This window comes from Pedobacter sp. N36a, from assembly GCF_014472395.1.
In the GTDB taxonomy this organism is placed as follows: domain Bacteria; phylum Bacteroidota; class Bacteroidia; order Sphingobacteriales; family Sphingobacteriaceae; genus Pedobacter.
The window spans coordinates 12,555-37,508 of sequence record NZ_JACSZW010000007.1 but is presented as its reverse complement, the minus strand read 5'-3'; the positions used below and the strand labels follow the sequence as shown (position 1 = coordinate 37,508).

General features: G+C 39.8%; 15 protein-coding genes. 9 read left to right on the top strand and 6 right to left on the bottom strand.

The window, feature by feature from the left end; all coding sequences use genetic code 11:
• Positions 1-100: 100 nt before the first annotated feature.
• From H9X96_RS14855 to ruvX, 4 genes are all read right to left on the bottom strand, one after another.
• Complete coding sequence (locus tag H9X96_RS14855; RefSeq protein ID WP_255431132.1) at positions 101-1,012, bottom strand: glucosaminidase domain-containing protein; 912 nt, start codon at positions 1,010-1,012, stop codon at positions 101-103.
• Positions 1,012-1,695, bottom strand: a complete 684-nt coding sequence (locus H9X96_RS14850; RefSeq protein WP_187667052.1) for a glucosaminidase domain-containing protein — start codon at positions 1,693-1,695, stop codon at positions 1,012-1,014. The genes H9X96_RS14855 and H9X96_RS14850 overlap by 1 nt, the downstream gene beginning before the upstream one ends.
• A gap of 3 nt (positions 1,696-1,698) precedes the next feature.
• Positions 1,699-2,334, bottom strand: a complete 636-nt coding sequence (locus H9X96_RS14845) for an O-methyltransferase (RefSeq protein WP_187667051.1) — start codon at positions 2,332-2,334, stop codon at positions 1,699-1,701.
• A gap of 76 nt (positions 2,335-2,410) precedes the next feature.
• The gene (gene ruvX, locus H9X96_RS14840) at positions 2,411-2,827 is read right to left on the bottom strand and encodes a Holliday junction resolvase RuvX (RefSeq protein WP_187667050.1); all 417 of its coding nucleotides are present in this window, start codon (positions 2,825-2,827) and stop codon (positions 2,411-2,413) included.
• A gap of 50 nt (positions 2,828-2,877) precedes the next feature.
• On the opposite strand from ruvX, the gene H9X96_RS14835 reads away from it, so the two are divergent.
• From H9X96_RS14835 to H9X96_RS14825, 3 genes are read left to right on the top strand one after another with little or no spacing between them, the layout of a single operon-like run.
• Positions 2,878-4,026 (top strand): DNA polymerase III subunit delta', encoded by a 1,149-nt coding sequence (locus H9X96_RS14835; RefSeq protein ID WP_187667049.1) that lies wholly within the window; start codon positions 2,878-2,880, stop codon positions 4,024-4,026.
• A gap of 2 nt (positions 4,027-4,028) precedes the next feature.
• A complete protein-coding gene (gene ricT / locus H9X96_RS14830) occupies positions 4,029-5,702 on the top strand; it encodes a regulatory iron-sulfur-containing complex subunit RicT (RefSeq protein WP_370576746.1) in 1,674 nt (557 codons plus the stop codon).
• Complete coding sequence (locus H9X96_RS14825; protein ID WP_187667048.1) at positions 5,695-6,174, top strand: gliding motility lipoprotein GldH; 480 nt, start codon at positions 5,695-5,697, stop codon at positions 6,172-6,174. Before ricT ends, H9X96_RS14825 begins: the two co-directional genes overlap by 8 nt.
• On the opposite strand, the gene H9X96_RS14820 is transcribed toward H9X96_RS14825, so the two are convergent.
• Positions 6,161-6,811: a DUF6266 family protein gene (locus H9X96_RS14820; protein ID WP_187667047.1), complete on the bottom strand. Its 651-nt coding sequence runs from the start codon at positions 6,809-6,811 to the stop codon at positions 6,161-6,163. The two genes, H9X96_RS14825 and H9X96_RS14820, sit on opposite strands and share 14 nt — an antisense overlap.
• Before the next feature lie 275 nt (positions 6,812-7,086).
• Entirely contained in the window at positions 7,087-8,388 is a 1,302-nt protein-coding gene (gene murF / locus H9X96_RS14815; protein WP_187667046.1) for a UDP-N-acetylmuramoyl-tripeptide--D-alanyl-D-alanine ligase, read from the bottom strand.
• A gap of 89 nt (positions 8,389-8,477) precedes the next feature.
• Here murF and H9X96_RS14810 point away from each other — a divergent pair, with 89 nt between their 5' ends.
• The 6 genes from H9X96_RS14810 to H9X96_RS14785 all read left to right on the top strand — a co-directional run bounded on the left by H9X96_RS14810 (position 8,478) and on the right by H9X96_RS14785 (position 24,944).
• Positions 8,478-10,979, top strand: coding sequence for a M14 family metallopeptidase (locus H9X96_RS14810; protein ID WP_187667045.1), 2,502 nt, complete (start codon positions 8,478-8,480; stop codon positions 10,977-10,979).
• A gap of 418 nt (positions 10,980-11,397) precedes the next feature.
• Positions 11,398-14,592 (top strand): SusC/RagA family TonB-linked outer membrane protein, encoded by a 3,195-nt coding sequence (locus tag H9X96_RS14805; protein WP_187667044.1) that lies wholly within the window; start codon positions 11,398-11,400, stop codon positions 14,590-14,592.
• Positions 14,593-14,605: 13 nt separating this feature from the next.
• Positions 14,606-16,054, top strand: a complete 1,449-nt coding sequence (locus tag H9X96_RS14800; RefSeq protein WP_187667043.1) for a SusD/RagB family nutrient-binding outer membrane lipoprotein — start codon at positions 14,606-14,608, stop codon at positions 16,052-16,054.
• A gap of 875 nt (positions 16,055-16,929) precedes the next feature.
• On the top strand, positions 16,930-20,088 hold the full coding sequence (locus H9X96_RS14795; protein WP_187667042.1) for a SusC/RagA family TonB-linked outer membrane protein: 3,159 nt from the start codon (positions 16,930-16,932) through the stop codon (positions 20,086-20,088).
• Positions 20,089-20,105: 17 nt separating this feature from the next.
• The gene (locus H9X96_RS14790; protein ID WP_187667041.1) at positions 20,106-21,575 is read left to right on the top strand and encodes a SusD/RagB family nutrient-binding outer membrane lipoprotein; all 1,470 of its coding nucleotides are present in this window, start codon (positions 20,106-20,108) and stop codon (positions 21,573-21,575) included.
• Between the two features lie 321 nt (positions 21,576-21,896).
• Positions 21,897-24,944, top strand: coding sequence for a SusC/RagA family TonB-linked outer membrane protein (locus tag H9X96_RS14785; protein WP_187667040.1), 3,048 nt, complete (start codon positions 21,897-21,899; stop codon positions 24,942-24,944).
• Positions 24,945-24,954 lie beyond the last annotated feature (10 nt).

The window sequence follows — 24,954 nt, the reverse complement described above, 5'->3', positions numbered from 1 at the left end:
AAATTACGAGATATCTAGCGCTTCAAATTAAAGATTAACATTATTTAACTAAGCCTGCATTGATTTGAGCAGGATTAGTTTTGCTTTTATTGTATTCCTTTTATTTAACCAGGATCAGTTTCTGGCCGATTTTAATACCTTCTTCTGATAGCGAATTCAAGTTTTTAATGTCTTCAATGCTAATATTGAACCTTTTTGAAAGGTTATACAGTGTGTCTCCTTTTTGTACGGTATAGGTTTTATCGGGGCCCGGAGGGTCTACAGAGCCTGGTCCAGAGGGTACCGTTCCAGTGGTGTCAGCTGGTGTTTTGATCACCTGTTTAGAAGGTGGGACCGCTACCGGCGTAAATTTTTTCTTTTCCTGAGTGATGCCCGCATTGATCTCTGAAAACACCTTGTCTTCTCTTTTCAGCTTCTCTCTTTCTGTTTCTGATTGATCATATTGATTCAATTGGTACTTTTCAATGATGTTAATCAGCATGGTTGGATACTTCGGGTTGGTGGCGTATCCTGCCTGCTTCAGGCCATAAGCCCAGTTTTTATAGTCGTTTTTGTCCAACTCAAAAAGAAAACTGTAACGTTTTCTTTTGAGAAACTGTGAATGGTCTTTATAAGATTCTCTGGCATCTTTATACACGCGAAAGCAATCGTCACTTTTATCGTCATCTTTATAATAAGCCTTTCCTTTCCATTCAGAAGTACATTTAATCCCAAAATGGTTGTTGGCAAACTTCGCCAGACTGCTGTTTCCGCTACCGGATTCAATAATTCCTTGTGCCAGTGTAATACTTGCCGGGATTCCAAAAGCATTCATCTCTTCAATCGCTACTGCTTTAAACGACTCAATGTAGTTTAAAGTGGTGTAAGAAGGCATATTTGGATTTGCTTTATTGGCCGCTTTTTCAATTTGCTTGTTATTGCGACTGTATTGTTTGGTTTTACAGGCAAAGAATAGCGGGAGGATCAGGGCAAGCAAGACTACTCTACTTTTCATTAGAAAATTATTGTTCATTAGATTCTTATTTTTTGTCCGGGTTTCAGGCGTATGCTCTTCAATCCGTTCTTTTTCATAATTGCTTTAGTACTGGTATGGTAACGCTTAGCGATCGTACTTAAATTATCCCCAATTTTCACGGTATATCTTCTTCCGGTAGTGGTAGACGGTTTTTTCTTGGGATGACTGCTCAGTACAACTGCAGGTTCTACATAATCTTCCGGTCGCTCATCATACTGGTAAAGCTCGTATTTTTTGATGAGACCAACGATTTGGGATGACCATGATCTGCTGTGGGCATAACCACCGCGCTGTATCCCCCTGGCCCAGGACCGGTAATCATATTGATTGTATTTTTCAAACAAAGGGCTGAACGTTGCTCTGCTTTTCAAAAACTCAATAAAATGATCATAAGAGGCTTCTATGGAGTCATAATCGCGGTAAGCGGAACGGATTTCCGTATTGTTATTTGGACCTTTGATGCCGAAATGATTGTTCATGTATCGGGCAATTTTACTTTGTCCGGAGGCCGATTCGTGAATGGCAACAGCGATAATGATGCTGGCCGGGATTCCGTTTTCGCGCATTAGCTCTTGGGCGTGATCTACGCGTTCTGTAATATAATCTTCTGTACTTTGGGCCTGCGCAGCAACACTAAAAAGTGTGATGCTGAGCAAAAGTGACCATAGTTTTTTAACCATATTTTATTTTTTTCTGATGATAAAAAGTCCGTCCCGAATGGGGAGGATCAGTTTTTCTACACGGTCGTCGGCCGCTATTTTATCATTAAATGTACTTATATTTTTAGTTTCTTTATCCTGTGCAGGCTTTAAGACCTTACCACTCCAAAGCACATTATCTACTATAATCAGTCCTCCAGGGCGTATACGGTCGAAAATCAGGTCGTAATAAGTGCCGTTGTTTTTTTTATCTGCATCGATGAATACCAGATCAAAAGTCTCTTCCAGATCATTGATGGTTTCCGTAGCATCCCCCAAAATATAAATGATTTTTGAAGGATTTGGGGCAGCAGCAAGGTTGCGGATGACCATTTCTTCCAGCTCTTCATTTTTGTCGAGCGTATAGATGATCCCATCTTCGGTTAAACCCTCTGCCAGGCAAATTGTGGCGTATCCGGTAAACGTACCAATTTCTAAAATCCTTCGCGGAGTGATCATTTTGCTTAAAAAACTCAATACGCGACCTTGATAATGGCCGGAAATCATTCTTGGCATCAGTACTTTAAGGTTGGTTTCGCGGTCTATTTTTTTTAGTAACGCTGATTCCGGTTCGCAGTAATTGAGCAGCAATTGCTGCATATCGTCATTAATCAGGCTCATAATTTAATTATTCGGCATTCTTATTCTTTAATTGGATCTGGTTTACTCCTTTCATGAACCAGGTTTACTAATTCCACTATAAACGGGGCTGTTCCATAAAATATTGCAGGATGATGGTTGCTGCAATGGTATCCACCCGATCTTTATCTCTCCGATCTTGTTTTTTAAAGCCACTCTGCATGATGGTTTGATGCGCCAGTTTAGAGGTAAATCGCTCATCAATCCAGAATTGTGGGATGTCTGGGAAAGTTCTCCTCAATATCTTCGCAAAACCTTTTACATGCTGCTTGGATTCTGAAGGTGTGCCGTCCATTTGGATGGGATCTCCGAGGACAAAGGCTTCCACTGATTCTGTGAGCATGTATTTTTTTAGGTATTCGATGATATCTTTCGGGTGTATGGTGTCCAGCCCAGTTGCAATAATCTGCAAGGGGTCTGTAACGGCAATTCCGATTCGTTTAGTTCCGTAATCAAAAGCTAGAATTCTAGGCATAAATGCAAATATGCAAATCAATAATCTAAAAATTTGTTATTTTGCACCAAATGCAATTTAAAGACATCATCGGACAGGAAGAGATTAAGGCACAGTTGGTACAAACCGTTGTCGAAAACAGGGTGAGCCATGCCCAGTTATTTCTGTCTACTGAAGGGAGTGGTGCTTTACCTTTGGCTATCGCTTATGCGCAATACATCAATTGCCTGGACAAGCAGGATAATGATAGCTGTGGGGCCTGTTCTTCTTGTCGGAAGTACGAGCGATATATCCACCCCGACCTGCATTTTTCCTATCCTTTTTTCGCATCTAAGGATGCCAGAATTGCAGTTGATGTGATCGACGAATGGCGCAGTATGCTGCTTGAAGATCCTTATTTTGACATGGACATCTGGCGTTCAAAATTAAATGCGGAGAATAAACAGGCCAACATCAACATTGCCGAATGTCATGACATTATAAAAAAGCTGAGTTATAAAGCTTTTGAAGGGGAGACCAAGGTTTTGATCATGTGGCTGCCCGAATACTTGGATCGTGAAGGGAATTCTTTGCTGAAAATCATCGAAGAACCACCTGCAAATACCTTATTTTTGCTGGTGGCGAATAACCAGGAGCAAATCTTATCAACCTTGCTGTCACGTACGCAAATTGTGAAGATCCCGAAGTTATCACATGAAACAATTGAAAGCTACCTGACCGAAAAACACGGTATGCCGGAAGAGCAGGCTACAGAATATAGCTTTCTGGCGGATGGAAATCTGATTGAAGCGAAGCTGTTACTAGCCAATACTCAAAATGGCAATGCCGATAAATTTGCCGACTGGCTGAGGATGGGTTATGGCAACCGTGTGTTGGAACTGACTGCTTTTGTGGATCAGGCAGCCGGTTGGGGAAGAGAAAATCAAAAGAATTTTTTAAAATATGGAATTAATTTTCTGAGGGAATGCAGCCTGCTGCTTAGTGATGCCGAAGTACTGGTGAAACTGCCCGCAAGAACATTAGATACCGCAAAAAAGCTGAGCGAAAAGGTATTGGATTTATCAATGGCGGAGGCCATTATTCAGGAACTGGAACGCGCTCATTACCATATCGAAAGAAACGCCAACCCTAAAATCTTGTTTTTAGATGTATCTTTACAATTGGTAAAAATAATTAAGTTTAAAACGCTCCCGAAAGGGACTCAATATATATACAATTAACTATGGGATGTGGAAGTTGTTCTACAGGTGGCGGTTGCGCCCCCTCGGGCTGCAAAAGTAATGGCTCATGCCTTACTGGCGGCTGTCAGAAATTAGAAGTTTACGATTGGCTGTCGAATTTAGACATGCCCTCAAATTATATACCTTTTCAAGTTGTAGAAGTTAAATTTAAAGGTGCGAGGAAAGAATTTTTCCTGAATACTGAGAATATCTACCTTGAAATTGGTGAATTAGTGGCCGTAGAAGGCCCTACAGGAGGTTACGACATAGGACATATTTCTCTAACGGGAGAATTGGTCCGCATGCAGATGAAACGTCGTAAGACCCCGCTCGATCAGGTGACCAGAAAGATTTACAGGAAAGCAACCGAAGCAGATGTAGAGAAATGGAAATTGGCAAAGGGCCTAGAATGGGAAACCATGCATAAAGCCCGTACGCTGGCTTTAGATTTACGTTTGTCGATGAAAATCAGTGATGTAGATTACCAGGGTGATAAAACCAAGGCTACTTTCTTTTATACTGCTGAAGGGCGTGTAGATTTCAGAGAGCTGATCAAGAAAATGGCGGAAACGTTTAGAATCAGGATCGAAATGCGCCAGATTGGAATGAGACAAGAAGCCGGCAGATTGGGCGGAATTGGCTCATGCGGTCGCGAATTGTGCTGTTCTACCTGGTTAACGAACTTTAAAACAGTATCTACTGCCGCTGCAAGGTACCAGAACCTGTCGTTAAATACCTTGAAACTTGCCGGACAATGCGGAAAGTTGAAATGCTGCTTAAACTACGAGTTGGATACGTACCTGGATGCTTTAAAAGATATCCCAGACCGTATTGAGAATCTGCAGACAGAAGTTGGCGTTGCCCGTCACCAGAAAACAGATATTTTTAAGAAATTGATGTGGTTCAGCTATCCTAACATGGAAGACTGGATTCCATTGAAAGTGGATCGAGTGAAAGAGATCATGGCCATGAATAAGAAAGGCCTGAAACCGAATAACCTGAAAGAAGAAGCAGTAGAACTGGTTTCAAACACAGTGATTGAGAAGATCCCTGATTATGAAAATGTAGTTGGACAGGATAGTTTAACACGTCTGGACGATAAGCCTAGAAATAAGAACAACCGCAACAACAACAATAGAAATAATGCGCCTCGTACTGGGGAGCAAAAAACAAATAACAACCCTAACAGAAACGATAAAGCGGCGAGACCAGAGAAGCAAAACAGGCCTGGACAACCTGCCAAACCACGTCCGGAAGGGAATAAAAATGCACCTGCAACTGGCGGACAAAATGCACAGCCAAAAGGACAGGGGTCTGCTGGAAATGCAAACCCCAAAGCACAGGGAGGAAACCCAAATGCACAGCCTAAAGCACAAGGATCCGCTCCAAATGCACAGGCGGCAGCAGGCGCTCCAGCAAAAGCACAGCAGCCAGGCGGTAACGCTGGACAGCAGAAAGGTCAAAATAAAGGACCTGCAAAAAACCTAGGAACAACAGGGCAAAATACACAGCCAAAAGTACCAAGACCAGCAGCAAATGTAGCTGGAGAATCAGGTCCGGCAGTGGATGGAGTACCCGCAACTGAGGGGACTACGCCTCCTGCAAAGAGTCGCAACAATAGAAACAGAAATAATAACCGCAGAAAAAAACCAACGGATAAGCCTGCAAATGAATAATTTTAAAGCAGTTTTAGTGCTAATTACGGGTATCATGGCCACTCTTTCGAGCGGCTGTGATACCCATAATGTAATTGATAACAATGTTTCTATGCCCTCCAGAAACTGGAGCTATGACCACAGGGTAAAAGCAGTAATCGATATTACCGATAGCAGCAAGCCTTATAATATCTATTTTAAGCTTCGTCATACCGCTGATTATGGTTATTCTAACATCTTTGTGCTGATGCATCTGCGTAAACAAGGAGATAAAAAAGTAACCAGACGTTTCGAATACCGCTTAGCACAGCCTGATGGCCAATGGAATGGTTCCGGTTCCGGTAACCTTTACACTTATACTTTGCCTTTATTAACCAATTATAAGTTCCCTTCTCCGGGAAAATATGAGCTGGAATTAGAGCAAAATATGCGCGATAATCCATTAAAAGGGATCAGTGACGCGGGCATAAAGGTTTCCGCTATTCAGCCTTAGGCCTGACATTTAAAGCGCCCAGATAACTGCTGTCTGAAATACGCCTTCCATCTGCACTCCTGAGACTCATATATATGGCCATTGGTTTTTTAAGATCGTCAGAGCGCATCTGTAAAAAGTGAACACCATCACTTCTCTTTGCCGCATTTAGGTGAGAATCTGCTTTTTGAGTATCGGTATAGCATACCATGATCATGACTAGATCATCGTATTCTCCATTTTCAGTTTGCTGACTGGCATCCCAGGTAAAATGCAGTCCTGTCGCTGCCTTGCTGAGCTGTACCCCTTGAATTACAGCGAGTGTTCCCTGACTGATGATCACCTGTTCATAATCCACTTCTATATTGGGATATTCCCCTTTTAAAGCGTGTTTTTTATGGTACGCCGTTGCCAGATTATGGGCGTTTTTATCCGTTCCTTTTACCGCTTTTGCGAATCCCAGATCGAGGTATTTGAGCATCGGACTGAGCAGCTTCATCGTGACCGTCATCTTTTGACGGTTCACCAGCTGTAATGGCGTAGCCGGACCAGGATTGCCGATTCTCTTGCAGATCAGTTTGTCGTTTAAACGATAGAAAACTAAATTTCCGATTTTTCCATGGGGGATACCCAAGGCATTGTGTTTCATGATTGCCATGATAATTGGTTTATGGTTTCAATTCTTATGATGAATTCTAGTCATCATAATTAAATCTACCATTAAAAGTTCATAGTTTTCAGGACACAGAACTGTCTGTGAGCTGGAGGGGAAACTGTCTATACACTGTTGAGTACGACGAGCGGTTTAAGTCGTGATTGATGAAGTTCCCGTAGGGTTTGGGGCCCTGCCAGCCCCCTAGTAAAAGCCTGTTAGGGCCTTGACTGAGGAAAAGACATGCTCTCCAAAAAAGGAGGCTTTTTTTTAAATTTTTTTTACAAAAAAGGAAGTAATTGTTCCAAAGCCATTCCTCTTGAACCTTTCAGTAACACCAGGCTATCTTCAATTGAAGCTTGTTCCAGGAAGGCTTTAGCTTCGGCTGGATTATGGAAAAAATGACCTCTGTGATCGCCCTTCTGCTCATAAAAATATTTACCAATGAAAATTAGGGTCGCTATATTGGTGTTTTCGGCTTCAGAAATGATTAGCTGGTGCTGTACAGCAGACTCATCGCCCAGTTCAAACATATCTCCGATGATGACTACTTTTTTGTCGGCAGAAAGGGCCTCGATATTGGCCAAAGCCGCGGTCATACTGCTTGGATTGGCATTGTAAAAATCACAGATCACAGTATTTTTATCCGTTTTGCTCAATTGCGAACGGTTGTTTTTAGGTTGATATCCCGATAATCCAGCATTGATTTGTGCGGCAGTCAGGCCAAAGAAATGGCTGATACATATCGCAGCAAGCATGTTCTCAAAATTGTAAGCTCCGGTAAGTTGAGTCTGTACATGATGGCTTCTCACCTGATCTGTCCAGAAAAGGTCCAGAAATGGATCGGTTTTCAATAGTTTACCCGAAATGGTATTGTTGACTTCCCTACCATAATAGACTGTGTTTGTCAATTCAGCAACAGCGGTCATTTCTAATAGATATGGGTTATCACGGTTGATGAAAGCTGTTCCATCGTGTTTTTTTAGGTAGGTATAAAGCTCTGCTTTTCCTTTTTTGACCCCTTCAAATCCTCCAAAGCCATCCAGATGGGCCATGCCAACATTGGTAATCAGGCCGTGTGTTGGTTTTGCGAGTTCGCATAAAAATTCGATCTCTTTTTGGTGATTTGCACCCATCTCTATCACTGCGATTTCTGTTTCACTGGTTAAGGAAAGCAGGGAAAGCGGGACACCAATGTGGTTATTCAGGTTGCCTTTAGTGGCAAATGTTTTGTATTTCTCAGAAAGAACGGCATTGATTAGTTCTTTGGTGGTTGTTTTTCCGTTGCTGCCGGTTAAACCGATTACAGGAATATTTAATTGTTCGCGGTGGTATTTGGCCAATTCCTGCAGCGCGGTTAATACATCTGGCACTATAATGCAGCGCTCATCAATCGAATAAGCGGGATTGTCAATGATCGCATGTGCAGCACCATTGGCTAATGCCTGTTCCGCAAAGGAGTTGGCATCAAAATTTTCGCCTTTGAGGGCAAAGAAAAGACAGTCTTTAGTAATGCTCCTTGTATCGGTGCATATCGTAGGGTATTTTAAAAAATATGGATACAGGGAGTTTGGAGTTGACATGTGCTTAAATCTAAATGATATGGTAAAATTACACTATGAAAGAGAAACAAAAAATATTCTTTAGTATTTTGGAGTCTTAATTGCTGATTATGAAGTATTATTTGCTCTCATTCTTGTTGTTGCTGACCGGACTAAGGCCTGCGGAAGCACAGCTAAGGTCGCCGGAAGACTTCTTAGGCTATCCTTTGGGCAGTAAATTTACGCCTCACTATAAAGTGCTGGAGTACTTCAAATATTTGGGATCTGTCAATAAGAACATTAAAATCCAGAAATATGGAAAGACTTATGAAGGTCGGGAGCTATTAGTGGCTATTGTCTCTGCAAAGGAGAATATGGATAATCTGGAGAGTATCAGGAAGCAAAATCTCAGTTTAAGTAATGCTGAAGGCCTTTCTTTGATCAATAAGCAAGTTCCTAAAGGCAAACAACCTGCTATTTTATGGTTGAGTTACAATGTCCATGGCAATGAGGCGAGTTCTACGGAAACCGCTCTGAAAATGCTGTATACATTGGCAGAGGCAAAGACGATTAACATTCAAAATTGGTTAAAGAATACGGTGGTGATCATTGATCCTTGTCTCAATCCAGATGGGAGGGAACGCTATTTGAGTTTTTTTACCTCAACAGTGGGCATACAACCCAATCCAGACCCGATGTCTAGAGAACATACTGAACCCTGGCCTGGAGGTCGATCTAATCATTACTATTTCGATCTGAACAGAGATTGGGCCTGGCAATCACAAATAGAAACTCAGCAGCGACTGGATTTATATCAGGATTGGATGCCGGAAGTTCATGTTGATTTTCATGAGCAAAGCTACAATGAGCCTTATTATTTCGCCCCTGCTGCAGAGCCGATTCATCAGGACATTACTCCTTGGCAAAGGAGTTTTCAGATTACTGTAGGAAAGAGTAATGCCAAATATTTTGACCAGAATGGCTGGCAATATTTCACAAAAGAGCAGTTTGACCTGTTGTACCCTTCTTATGGGGATACCTATCCTTTATATAATGGTGCGATTGGAATGACGTATGAGCAAGGAGGAATTGGGGCAGGGTTAGCTGTGGCGACCATTGATGGGGATACGCTGACCTTAAAAGATAGGATTGCGCATCATTTTACTACAGGGATGGCCACATTGGAAACGGTTTCGGCACATGCTGATCAGCTAGTTGAGGAGTTTGGGAAGTATTTTGAAAAGGGGATGGCCACTCCTCCAGGAGTCCATAAAAGCTATGTGATTAAGGCGCAAAATAAATATAGACAGCAGAAATTGGCAGGTCTTTTGAAAAAGAACCACATACAGTTTACTTATGGTCTGGATAAGGAATATACGGGTTATAGTTATGAAAGTAGAAAAACCGAACGGTTTAAAGGGGAGCGGAATGACCTGGTGATCAATTTAAACCAGCCCAGAGCTGTATTGGCGAACGTGCTGATGGAGCCTCAAACCGTTGTGAGCGATTCCAATACTTACGACATTACCGCCTGGGCATTGCCTTATGCCTATGGCTTGCCTGCTTTTGCTACCCAGGAAGCCATTAAAGGGCTTTTCTCTACGCCAGAAGAAAAAACGGATCTCTTTCCGGTGGTTGAAAGACCTTATGCCTGGATTTTTCCCTGGAGAAGTATGAACGATGCACAGGTCTTAATTGCCCTGCAGAATGAAAACATCAAGGTTCGGATTGCTGAGGAGCCATTTACCGTTACTGGGCGTAAATTTGAGATTGGTTCTTTACTAGTTTACCGGACAGAAAATGAGAAACTGATACCTGGGCTGGCTGCAAAAATGGCTGCAATAGAGAGAAAGATGAAGCAGTCCTTTTATCCTGCCGCAAGTGGCTTTGTAGATCGGGGAAAGGACTTTGGTTCTTCTGCCTACAGGATCTTGATTAAACCCAAAGTAGCGATAGTGTCTGGTCCTGAAAGCACTTCACAGAGCGTTGGAGCGCTTTGGCATTTCATGGAACAGGAATTAAATTATTCAGTAAGCCTGATTGCTCTGAGAAACATTGATAATCTTAATCTGAACAAGATCAACGTTTTGGTTCTTCCTGATGGGACTTATCCAGTGGAAATAATGGATAAATTAGAAGATTGGATCAAGATTGGAGGTAGATTAATCCTGCTGGAGGATGCCGTTCAAAGTGTCACTGACTCTAAACTTTTTGAGGTTAGAAAGAAAGAGGTTTTTAAAGAAGACGAAGTACTGGTGAATCCAGCACTGTATGCAAATCGGAATACGCTGGACCTCTCTGATGCGATTCCAGGGGCTATATTTAAAGTACATCTAGACCATAGCCATCCGCTGGCTACCGGTTTAGGGGCTTATTATTATGCACTTAAAACCGACGATCATATTTATTCCCCTTTAAATAAAGGCTGGAACGTAGGCTTACTTAAGCCGGATAGTTATGTGGCTGGAGTTGCAGGAAATACGGTAAAAAAAACACTGAGCTCCGGAATGACATTGGGGGTTCAATCTTTGGGAAAAGGGGCTATAATCTATATTGGAACCGATGTTTTGTTCCGCTCTTTTTGGGAGAATGGAAAGCAACTGTTCTTAAACGCGTTGTTTTTAGTGAATTAAATGAGGCTTTTTCTACTCAATAGCCCCAATTTCTTTCTTTTTAGAGGTCAATGTTAAATTTTATCAATTTGTCAATACCCATATTCGTTCAGATGTGTGGACGATTTGGCAATTTTGTGTTTCTCAGATCAGAATTGTATGTTTTTGTTACATGAAAATTGAATTTTAATTAAAAACTGATTTTTCCTTCTAAAAAAAGGATTTAGCATCTCTAAGCTATCACTAAGAAAATAAAATTCCGCAAAAATCAATATTGCAAAATTAAATGTTGTTTTTTGACTTCTATTTTTTTTAAACTAAATGGGTTTTTTGTCAAAAAACCGTCATTTAAGCCTAATTTGAGGGTTTTTTATGATGCTCGCATAGCATGTTATGTCTATATTCAGCCCCTATTAACTAACCTTATTTTAATATTTTTATGAAAAAACTTTTACAAAGTTTGTTCATTTTGATGTTTATCGCGGGATCAGCGATAGCACAAGAAAGGACAATCAGTGGGACGGTTACTGACAAAGGAGATGGCTTGCCACTTCCAGGAGTAACAGTTAGGATTAAGGGTGCCCAAGGGGGTACACAAACAAGCGGAGATGGTAAATATACCTTAAAGGTAAATTCATCCGCAACAGAATTAGAGTTCTCTTATTTAGGTTATTTAACGCAATTACGTTCATTAGCGTCTAATGTTATTAATGTTTCTTTAGTAGCTGATTCAAAATTACTTTCTGAGGTTGTGGTTACGGGAATGGGTATTTCACGCGAGAAAAAAGCGTTGGCTTACAATGTTCAAACCTTAAAAAGTGAAGATTTAACAAAGGCATCTAACCCAAGTTTAGTTGGATCGCTGCAAGGTAAATTGTCAGGTGTAGAGATCAAGCCTTCAAGTGGTATGCCGGGTGCTTCTGCAAACGTTGTGGTACGTGGAGCGAGATCATTTACTGGTGACAACAGTCCCTTGTACGTGATTGATGGAATGCCGATTTCTTCTACTGCAGATTTTTCTACAGGAAATGGGGTAACAGGATCTGATATAGCGAATCGTTCTGTGGATTTAGATCCAAATGACATCGAGAGCATGAGTGTTTTAAAAGGTCAGGCAGCTTCGGCATTATATGGTATTCGTGCTTCAAATGGTGTAATTGTGATCACTACTAAAAGTGGTAAAGGATTAGCTAAAGGAAAACCAGTGGTTACTTTTAACTCTAGTTTTGCATTAGACAGAATTTCACGCAAGCCAAAATTGCAGAATACTTACGCACAAGGAAGTGATGGCGAATTTGCTCCAAATACATCTATGTCATGGGGACCAAAAGTAGAGGATCTTCCAAATAGTACTTTTTATGGTGGAAACACACAGGGTAAAGACAATATCTATACTGTAGGTGGTTTACACCCAGGTCAGTACTATGTACCGCAATTGGCGCAAGCAGGTCTGGATCCATGGGCAACTCCTGGTAAATACGACAATGTTAAAGATTTCTTCGAAATTGGAAGAACCTTCAACAACTCGGTAAATGTAGCTCAGGCAACTGAAACTGGAAACTTTTCCATTGGTATAGGTAACTCCAGCCAAACAGGTATTATTTCTTCTACTTCAATGGAGAGATATAATGCTAAAGTTGCAGCGGAAACTAATCTAAATAAAGCATGGAAAATAGGCTTCTCTGGAAACTATGTGCAGTCGGATATTGACAAAGCTTCTGCTGGAAATGACGCCTTATTGGGAACAGTTTATCCTGCTCCGGTGAATTATAATTTAAAAGGAATTCCAAGTCATATTCCAAGTGATCCATATACACAGATCAATTATCGTTCATTAACTTTCAATAACCCTTATTGGGGTATGGAAAACAACGTATTTAACGAGCGTACCAACCGTTTCTTTGGAAATGGTTATGTGAACTTCAACCCTGTAGTGAACTGGGGAAGAGATTCAAAGTTCTTCGTTAAATATCAGTTAGGTGTGGATTCTTACGCTTCAAACTACCAGGACATTTTTGGATACGGAAACGGCGGAAAGGCTGGTTCGATCAATAATTATGGGGCTACTGTTGCGACTTATAACTCTTTGTTAACGGCTAATTATGCGGTTAAACTTTCTGATGATTTCAGCTTAACTGCCTTATTGGGTAACGAGATTAATGACCAGAATTTAAAGAGATATGATGAGACAGGTTTGAACTTCAACTTCGGTGGCTGGAAACATATCGACAATACGACCACTAGAAATGCAACTGAATCTAAGAACAGATACAGAACAGTAGGTTTCTTCTCTAGCGTAAACTTAGCTTACAAAGGCATGTTATACTTAGATTTAACAGGAAGAAATGACATCGTTTCTAGTATGCCAAGAGGTAACCGTTCATTCGTATACCCTTCAGCATCGTTAGGTTTTATTGTTACTGAGTTGGAAGGATTGAAGCAGAGTGAGGTACTTAACTTCTTAAAGTTAAGAGCTTCTTATGCAGAAGTTGGTCAGGCAGGTAAATATTTGATGAACTATTACAGTACACCTAGTTATGGTGGTGGATTCTGGCGTAATGATCCTGTTAATTATCCTATTGACGGAACTACAGCTTATACACCAGATGGAACATTATACAATAAAGACCTTAAGCCTCAGAATACCATCTCTAAAGAGGTTGGTTTTGAAGCAAGAGTATTGAATAACTTATTTACTATTGACTATACTTTCTCTAGACAGGATGTAAAAAATCAGATTTTCCCTGTTCCTCTTGGAGGTTCATCTGGTGCAAGTCAGATCATTATGAATGGTGGAAAAATCCATACCAATGCACATGAGATTTCATTAAATATCAATCCTGTTAAAAAGGAAGATATGGACTTTAACATCGGTTTCAATTTCACGAAAATTGACAACTATGTGGATGAGTTAGCTCCTGGTGTAGAAAGCATTTTCTTAGGTGGTTTCACTACTCCACAAGTACGTGCTGGTGTAGGAGATAAATTCCCGGTAATTTATGGTGGTACCTTCTTAAGGGATGGAAATGGAAACGTTCTTGTTCAGGAAGATAAAAATGCAGATGACTACGGTATGCCTTTAGCAGGTGAGCCAGGTGTGATTGGTAGTGTTTCTCCTAAATTCCTTTTAGGTGGTAATGCAGCTTTCCGTTACAAACGCTTCTCTGTAAGTACTACTTTTGAATGGAAAAATGGTGGTTCAATTTATTCTGGAAGCAATGGCCTGATGAATACTTATGGTATGGGTAAAGATACAGAAGATCGTACTACACCATTTATCTATCCAGGTGTTAAAGCAGATGGATCTGTAAATGATATCGTTAGAGGTGGCGCTTCGGATTCTTATGCTTACGAAATGTTGTATTCAAATGTATTAGGTAACATTGATGAGGCTTTCATCTATGATGCTTCTTTTGTGAAAATGAGAGAATTAGTGTTCAGCTACAAAGTTCCTAAGTTCAATAAAATGAATTTAAGCGTTTCTGCTTTTGCACGTAACATCTTAATCTGGTCTAAGTTGCCAAACTTCGATCCTGAGTCTTCTCAAGGTAATACAAATATGGGTGGAGCATTCGAGCGTTTCTCGGTTCCTCAAACGTCTACTTTTGGTATGGGTTTAAACCTTACATTTTAATAATTAGTAAATCATGATATTAGAAAATATAAAAAAGACAGGACTGGCGTTATTCTTAACGACCGTTGTGTTTTCCTCTTGTTCAGAAGATGTGATGGACAGAATCAATGAGGACAGAAATAACCCGGTTACTGCACCTGCGCGCTTTGTGCTGACTGATGCGATTATATCGAGTGCATTTAAAGTAACAGGAAGTGATTATGCCTTCTATTCCGCTATTTATATGGAGCAGCAGGTTGGTATTTACGGCCAGATGTTTAACGCAGAGATCAGAATAGCAGAGCCTTTTTCTTCTTCCACTTACGATAATGCATGGAGCTCTACTTACACCAACCTTTTGAATCTAAAGGCGGTGATTGAAAAATGTTCTCCAGGAGGATCTGAAGCAGGAAATTACCAGGCATTGGGTGTTGCCCAGATTTTGTCTGCTTATAACCTTGCGATTCAGACGGATTTAATGGGAGATATTCCATGGTCTGAAGCACTTCAGCCAGCTGTGATTTTCCAGCCGAAACTGGATAAACAAGAAGTGATTTATGGAGACATCATGAAATTTTTGGATGATGCAATTGTAAATCTTGGAAAAACAACTGTTTTCCCTTCAATGGGCGGTCAGGATTTATTGTATGCTGGAAAGAACGAACTATGGGTTAAAATGGCTCAAGGATTAAAAGCACGTTATAAAATGCGTCTTTCTTTCAGATCTGCTAAATACCAGGAAGTAATTGACGATGCGAATAAATCTTTTGCTACCGCAACTGAGCAGGCTGCATTTAAATTTAATGGAGGTTCTACTGTTAATCCTTTATATAGCTTCTACAGCGACCGTGATTATTTCGGTGCAAGTCAGAGCTTACATGAGAAACTAGTGGATAGAGCAGATCCGCGCGATAATGTGTTTTTCAAGGCTTACCCTAAGAAAAATCCAATTCCTTTGGAATTTGCGCCAAATGGTGCACCAAGTCAGGTACAGGAGCGTTATGGCATTTCAGGATTACTTGATGCTACTGCTGCTGTTAACCTATTGAGTTTCCATGAACTTCAATTCTTGAAAGCAGAAGCTTATGCAAGATTAGGTGATCGTGGGAATGCTGAAACAGCTTTAAAGGCTGGTATTGGCGCTGCTTTTGTTAAGGTTGGTTTGACTTCAGCTGCTGCAGATGCTTATTATACGAATCATGTGAAAGCTTTATTTGACCAGAATCCTACAAAGGAGATCATGGTTCAGAAATACCTTGCTTTCTATGATGATGAAGCAATTGAATCTTATAATGATTACCGCAGGTTGAAAGCGATGGGGGATAACTTTATTGTTTTGACTAATCCAAAACCTTCTGAATTCCCATTACGTTTCACTTATGGTAGCAGTGATGTGACTACTAACAATAACGTTAAGAATGCTTATGGCAATGGTCAGTATGTAAAAACTGAGAATGTATGGTGGGCCGGTGGTACACGATAGTTAGTTCTCTTAAATAATTCCGAAAGGGCGTTCATGAAAATGGACGCCCTTTTTTGCTGGTGTTTTTACCTCTGGTTCTCTCCCTTTATGAAGATGGCAATAGTGGTCAGGTGAGCTGGTATTGTGGGCTTATATATGGCTCTATAATAGTGTCCTAGTGATAGTTTCGGTTCTTTTGGAGAATGGCAATTGATGTACTTGAAGGTTTATTTATTGTTGGTGATTAACTTAATATTAATTGTGAGGCTTTGTAAAATTTTTTTTCAATGTGATTTTCATAATTGTCGCTATCTTTTCTTTTTTTTTAATAAAATATCTCAATCTAATTTGGTTGTTTAGGGGATGATCATTTCGCAGCAAGTTTGAAACTGTTAATAGCGTTTTTGATGCTGTAAGGCTATTTTATAAGTTCATGTGTATTCATGTTTTAATAAAATGAACCTTCAAAATAGCTGAATATAGACTTCTAGTAACTCGTTCATTTTTAAAAGTATCTAGACCGAAATTACTCCTTTAAGTTGTCGGTTGCATTTGTTTTCATCAGAAAGCTTGCCCCATCCTCTACGTGTTCTGGCACTAATTTTTCATTTTTATTTTCTTAGAAAACCTTTAAATTGAATCTTATTCGATATAAATGTCATTTTTTGGTTCAAAAAAAAAGGCAATAATGCGATTCTTAGATTTTGGTATTTAATTTTGCAAAAGCGCTTTTTTAACAAATTAATAGAGGTATTAGTCTGGTTTTTATGAGTTTTGTTACAAAAAAATATAGTCATGAAATTGTCATTTATTTATTGCAAAATAATTAGAGTAACATTATGGTAAGCAAACTGTCTATATTCATATAATTATTAACTAACCTAAATTTATTTTTTATGAAAAAACTTTTACAAAGTTTGTTCATTTTGCTGTTTATAGCGAGTTCCGCTATGGCTCAGGATCGAACAATTACTGGTACAGTTACGGACACTGAAGATGGTAAGCCATTACCAGGTGTAACTGTTAAAATTAAAGGAACCCAAACCGGGACTCAATCAGGAGCAGACGGTAAGTATGCTGTAAAAGTAACTTCATCTGCCGCTACTTTAGAATTCTCCTATCTAGGTTATGTAGGCAAATCTGTAACACTTGGTGCTGGAAACGTAGTGAATGTTTCTTTAGCGTCCGATTCAAAAGCGTTGAATGAAGTTGTTGTAACTTCTTTCGGTATCCAAAGGGATAAAAAATCTCTCGGATATTCTACTACTAAGATCAATGCGGAGGAGTTAACTACTTCTAAATCTACAAACGTAACAAATGAGCTGGTAGGAAAAGTGCCAGGTGTTCGTGCTTCAGGTTCGGGTGGTGCATTTACCGGTTCTGGTGTGATTATTAGAGGTATGACTACATTTACAGGAAGCAACCAGCCGTTGTATGTTGTGGATGGTGTGCCAATCGACAACAGTGGTGGTGATACCCCATTGCAATCAGGACCTTCTTTATCCAACAGGGCTATCGATATCAATCCTGACGATATTGAAAACATCGTAGTCTTAAAGGATGCTGCAGCGACTTCAACTTATGGTTCAAGAGGTGCTTCTGGGGTAATTTTGATTACTACCAAAAAAGGTAAAAAGAATGAAAAAGGAACAATTACTGTTTCTTCTAGTTACAATGTAGGAAATGTAAATCGCCTTCCTGAGTATCAAAATGAGTATGCTCAAGGTAACAATGGCTTGTTAACGCCAGCTAACATTGGTAAAGCTACAGCAATTGGAAGTGGTGTAAGTACTTCATGGGGACCAAAAATTATGGGTCAGGCTTATACCAACGCCCATGGTCAACCTGCTATCTTAACAGCATATCCTGATAACGTAAAAGACATTTTCAAGCAGTCCTATAATCTGCAGAATAACGTTAGTTTTGCTGGAGGTACGGAAAAATCGACTTTTAGATTAGCTTATGGTAATTCTACGGAAACGTATGTAATTGATAATAATAAGTTAAGGAGAAATAACGTGACTTTTAATGGAACTACTGAGGTTACTTCTAAGTTGACCGTTGGCGCTTCTGTTACCTATACCAATACGAATTCGATTAGAACCTTGCAAGGTAACCAATTGTCAAATCCATTGTTTAGAGCATTTTTTACTCCTAGATCTTATGATTTGACCGGTCTTCCTTTTGAAGATGTAAAAGGCAATCAACTTTTCCCATTTGGAGAAGACAATCCTTATTGGACGATCAAATACAATAAGTATAATGATGAAGTGAATCGTATTCTTGGAAATGCAAATGCACAATACAAATTCACTGACTGGTTAAACGTAGACCTTAAAGTTGGAACAGATTTCTTCAACATGAAAAGCAAAGGCTTTGATGAGGTTGGCAACAGAGGAGGAGGTTTTACTGGTGCAACATCAAGGTTAATCGGTGGTATTATCGACCAAAACAACAATGTTAGAAATTTCAGTTCTTATTTTACTGTAAATGCAAATAAGAAATTTGGTGATTTTAACCTATTGGCTACTTTAGGTAATGAGATCAATCAAAATTATATTGGTAATATGAGCATCACTGGTTATAACGTTGTTATTCCAGGGTTTGATAACATAAAAAACACTTTGATTCGTGACCCATTTTTGGGCAGTTCTAAAACCAGACTGCTGGGTGTTTTTGCGGATTTTGTAGTAGACTATAAAGGCTACTTGTCATTAAACTTAAAAGCGCGTAATGACTGGTCTTCAACTCTAGCACCAGCTAATAGATCTATTTTCTATCCTGCAGCTGCCTTAAGTTTCGTGCTTACTGACGCTTTTCCAGAGTTGAAAGATGATAAGTATATCAATCAGATTAAATTTCGGGTAAGTGCAGGTGAGGTTGGAAAAGGAGCTCCAGCTTATACCACATCTACTTATTATGATAAGTCCTCTGCTGGTGATGGTACTGGAGCAGAAATTATTTTCCCTTTTGATGGTTTAGCTGGTTATACCTTGAATGATACTGCGGGGAATCCTGACCTAACTCCTGAGTTTACCAGAGAGATTTCTTATGGTACGGAATTGACTTTCTTTAAAAACAGATTAACTTTAGATGCGACTTATTATACTAGAAACACAAGAAGTGTAATTCTTTCTGTTCCTTATTCTGCTGCTTCTGGAATTACCAACTTATATAAGAATGCTGGAAAGCTAAGTACTAAAGGTTTCGAGTTTATGGTGAGTGGTACGCCATTAAAAACGCTTGATTTCTCATGGGATATTAGCTTGAACTTCACTAAGTATAAATCAACAGTAGAAGAATTGGCACCAGGTGTACAAGATATTTTCCTTGCTGGTTTTACTACGCCAAATATTCAATTGGTAGCAGGGGATGAATATGGGCAGATTTATGGTTCTGCTTATCAACGTAATGCTGAAGGTCAATTGCTGATTAACCCAGCGACTGGGTTGCCATTGTCAAGTGCGAATGTTGAGAAAATTGGGAATCCAAATCCTGACTATACTGCTGGTATCTTTAATACTTTTAAATATAAAGATTTCTCTTTCTCATTCTTAATTGATATTCGTAAAGGTGGCGATCAATATTCAAGGAATATAGCTGATGTTCAGCGGAATGGTGCTGCTAAAGAAACTGCAGAATTCCCACGTTTTGAAGCTGATAATGTAACGCCAACAAGACCTTATAGGTTCGAGGGAGTTTATGCATCAGGTCCAAATGCAGGACAGCCAAATACGACTCAAGTACGTGCACAGGATTACTATGGTAATGCGGGTAAGTACGTCGCTGCTGAAGGATATATCTATGATACTTCATGGTTTAGAATTCGTGAAGCGGCTTTAAACTACCGATTGCCACAATCAGTGATTGGTAAGACTCCATTTAGAAGTGTTGAGTTTGGTGTTTTTGGCCGTAATCTTTATTTGAAAGCTAAAAACTATCCACACTTTGATCCAGAGCAAAATGCATTTGGTGTAAGTAATGCACAAGGTCTTGAGTTTAACTCATTGCCAAGTACAAGAACCGTGGGTGTGAATTTAAAATTATCACTATAATTTAAATAGGAACGTATATGAAAAATATAAAAAATATAGTCGTTATAGCATTTGCTACAGTTGGCATATTGACTGCTAGCTCTTGCAAGAAGTTTTACGATATTAATCAGGATCCAGACTCTGTATTGTCTGCTCCAATTAAACAACAATTAACCTCATTAACCGTAAACCTTGGGTTTTATGCTGGTAGTGATATGAATAGAAATACCTCGCTGATTATGCAGCAGTTTTCTGGACAGAGCAGTGGGACTTTAAATGCTACTCAACTTTATGAGCGATATTTGATACAAGGAACTGATCTAAACAATGCATGGTCAACATTGTATGCTACGATTTTAAATGATGCAGAAAATATCATCACTAAAGCTACTGCAGAAGGAAGCCCTCATTATTCTGGTATTGCAAAAATCATGAAAGCTTATGCCTACCAGACTTCTGTAGACATGTGGGGAGATATTCCTTTTTCTGAGACTCAGCAGACGTTGGCTAATCTTCAGCCAAAATACGATTCTTCGGAATCTATTTATAAAGCGCTGATTCCTTTATTGGATCAAGGAATTGCCGAAGTAAATGCAACAACTTCACTTGAGTCTCCTAGTACAAACAGTACTATTTATAAAGGAGCATTTTCAACTTCAAAAGCGAACTGGATTAAGTTTGCAAATACTTTAAAATTAAGGATATACCTTCATTATAGTGAGAAAGATCCTGCTTTTGCAAAAGCTCAGATTGATCAGCTAATTGCTTCAGGGGTTCCATTGTTCACAAGTAATGCTGATAGTTTCCAAATGCCTTTTACCAGTGAAGCGAGTAATCAGAATCCAATTGAGCAATATGCAACGGCTCGTGCTGGTTATTTGGTAGCAAATAACTTTATAGTGAACATGATGAACGTGAAGGATGATCCAAGACGTGCATTTTATTTTACAGAGTTTCCTGAAGGATCTGGTTTGTTTGTAGGAAGTGTAAGTGGTGCTGCGCCTTCTCAGAATTACTCTAAGTTTCATGAGTATTTAAGAGGAGAGTATGATGCGAATGAAGATTTTTATTCTGGAGCTGCTCCTATTAGAATGCTAACTTTCGCTGAATATAATTTCATGCGAGCTGAAGCGGCATTAAGGTTTAATTCTCCAGGTAGTGCGCAGACCTTCTTCCAGGCAGGTATAACTGCTTCGATGAATGATGCTAAAGTTGAAGCTGTAGATCGGGATATATATCTTGCAGGTCATGGTACTTTGACTGGTACTCCGGCTCAACAACTTCAACAAATCATCAATGAAAAATATATCGCTAGTTTTGGTGTACTGGGAGAATCATGGACGGATTGGAGAAGAACAGGTTATCCAGCAATTGCAGTTGCTGCACAAGCGGTAACGAATTATATTCCAAGATCATTATTCTATCCACAAACAGAGACTTCCTTAAATCCAAATGCCAAACAAAAAACAGGCATGGATGCTAGAGCTTTCTGGGACGTAAGACCATAATTCCCATTTTTATATTTAAGTAAAGGCCCGCTGAATTTTAAATTCAGCGGGCTTTGTTATTTATAGTAAAATCAAGTTATTTCTTTACACTACTACATTTCGGTTTATTTTCCAGGGTGATCATACCCCTTGTCCATAAATAAGAAAATTAAATTTGGACTGGCATTCTTTTATGAAATTTAATGCGTTTTATAGAGCCTCGAAATCTTCAGGTTTCTATTTGTCAAAAAAACGTCATTAAGGTTGTATCATCGGTTTTTATGGCGCATGCCTATCCTGTTTGTCTATATTCGGCCCCTATTAAAAAATCTAATGTATTATATGAAAAAACTTTTACAAAGTTTGTTCATTTTGATGTTCATCGCAGGTACTGCGCTGGCTCAAAACCGGACAATTACTGGTACAGTTACCGGAAAAGATGACGGTTTGCCGATTCCTGGTGTTTCTGTTAAAATTATTGGCACTTCGATGGGTACTTCCAGCAATGAACAGGGGGAATATTCCATTTCAGCCCCGGCCTCAGCTATGACGATTGAATTCTATTCAGTAGGCTATACAAAAATCAGCAAGTTTATTGGCTCGGCTACAATTATCAATGTTGTATTGAGTACGGATACGGAACAGCTGGGTGAGGTTGTGGTGACTGGTTATTCTGGCCAGAAAAAATCAACGATTACCGGTGCGGTTTCTTCGATCAGTGGTAAATCAATTGAGAATTTACCGGTACCTAACTTAAGTAACCTTTTACAAGGTCAGGCTGCAGGCGTACAGGTAACCGCAATGAACGGTGCTCCAGGGCAAAGTGCCTTTGTCAGGTTAAGAGGTGTGGGCTCACTGGCGGCAGGTTCCGATCCTTTATTCGTAGTCGATGGTACGGTTGTAGATGCTAAAGTATACAATGCGATCAATGCAAATGATATCGAGCAGATCTCTATCCTTAAAGATGCCTCTTCTTCGGCCATTTATGGTGCCAGGGGTGCGAATGGGCTGGTCTTAATCAGCACAAAAAAAGGAAAATTAAATGAGCCAAAATTCACGTATTCGGTGGAGTATACGGAGCAGTCGCGCATCAATGACAATTATAAATTGATGACTCCAGATCAGACCTTACAGTATGAGTATGATTTAGGATTCAGTAATCGGTTCATGACTGCTTTCATGCGAAACAATGGTTATGCTAATCTTCAGGCTATTCCTGCGGATAAATTAACTGAACAATGGAACAGCTTAAATGCAAATGGAGCAGATTGGCAAAAAGAAATCCTGCGTACTGCGCCACAAGTCAGAAATCAAATTTCCTTATCCGGAGCAGATGGTAAATTTAATTATTATTTGAGTTTAGAACACCTTGACCAGGACGGTATTGTGATTGGTTCTAAGTTTAAACGCACTGGTGGTCGTTTAAACGTCACTTATAAAGCTAAAGAATGGCTAAGCGTCGGTGTCAATTCTAACTTTTCTTCTTTCCGTATTGATGCGCAGAGGGATAGATATAGCCCACAGAATGCTTATTACGTGGCCATGAGGACCAACCCTTATGAGCCGGTATTTAATAAGGATGGCAGTTATAACCTTACTTATAGTGGTTTCCCAGTATTAGAGGCGATCAAAAATAACCCTGAATTTAACAACACAAATGCCGCCTTCGGGTCTTTGTTTGTAGAAGCAAATCCAATGAAAGGCTTAAAACTGAAGTCTCAAATGGGCTTGAATTTCTATGATTATACCAGAGAATTTTATATAAAGCCAGGTTCTTACCTGGATCAGATCAGTGGTGATAAAGCCGCTCCTGGAACGAAGACAGACAATGGTACGAGGCTGTTCAACTATGCCTGGACTAATACCGCTCATTATGAAACGGCCATCTATGAAGACCATCATTTAGATTTCCTATTGGGTTCTGAGTTCACAAAGAATGATGCAAAGAACTACTTTTTATCAAGTAAAGGTTTCGCAAATCCTGATTTAACGACTCAAAACAACTCTTCCGTACCTTTAACAACAAGTACAGGTAGAGAGCAATGGAGCTTATTCTCCGTATTCTTCAAGCCTAGCTATAACTACCAGGAGAAATATTTTGTTGACTTTTCTGTAAGAAGAGATGGTTCTTCAAGGTTTGGTGAGGATAATCAATATGGTACTTTCTATTCTGCTGGTCTGGCATGGAATGTTACCAAAGAAAACTTTATGGAAGACGTTGAGGTCATCAACGACTTAAAGTTTCGGGCCAGCATTGGTACATCCGGTAATTTTAACATTGGCAATTATAACTCTTTACCATTATATGGATACGGGAGTTACGGCGGTGGATCAGCCTTGAGGCCAACCCAATTGGGAAGTGATCATTTAGCTTGGGAAAAACAAAAGGCAGGTACCGTTGGCTTTGATTTCATCATGTTTGATACCAGATTGACAGGTTCAATCGATTACTATACTCAGGTTAGAGAAGATTTGCTGCAATTGGTTCCGGTTCCAAGTACGGTAGGCTTTACTTCGCAGCTTAAAAATATGGGTACCATGAAAAACTCAGGATATGAATTCTCATTGGACTACAAATTTATCAGGACCCAGGACTGGCGATTTAGTGCAGGAGGGAACGTTTCGTTTAATAAAAACAGAATCACGAAACTAACGGGTAAGCCTAACGAAAGCATACCTCAGCCGGATGGCTACACCACTTTAGCTGTAGGCAGGCCCTATGCAAACTTTTTTCTTACGAGATCTGCAGGTGTTGATCCAGAAAATGGGGATGCCCTTTATTATGATTTGGCGGGAAATGTCACCAATAAATTCGGCAGCTATGCGGTTGCTTTATCCGGTAAATCGGCTACGCCTACCTATTATGGTGGAGCAAATGTCCAGCTAGGTTATAAAGACTTTACGTTGTCGGCAATCGCTGCTTTTAGTGGTGGTAACTATATCTATAATGCAATATATGCTACTCAAATCTCTGATGGTTCAAGCGTTGGTTTAAGGTTGGCTCAGGATGCTTTGGATTATTGGAAAACTCCAGGTCAGCTCAGTAAAAATCCAAAACCGGTTAAAGGCAATACGGATTTCCAGGATACAGATAGATTTCTCCAAAAAGGGGATTATGTCCGTTTGAGAGATGTGACTTTAGCTTATAGCGTCCCTAAAGTGATTTTGCAGAAAACTGGATTTATCCAGGCCGTAAATGTGTATGTAACCGGGCATAATTTGCTGACTTACCGTCCGCATTACAAAGGTGATCCCGAGGTCGGAATCGGTTCTACAGAGACAGATCCTACAAATCCAGTGAATGGTACTCCTTATGTAAATGGTATATATAGCTTGTATTCTTATCCAAACTATAAATCATGGACTGTTGGTTTAAACATGACCTTCTAAATTAAGAAAG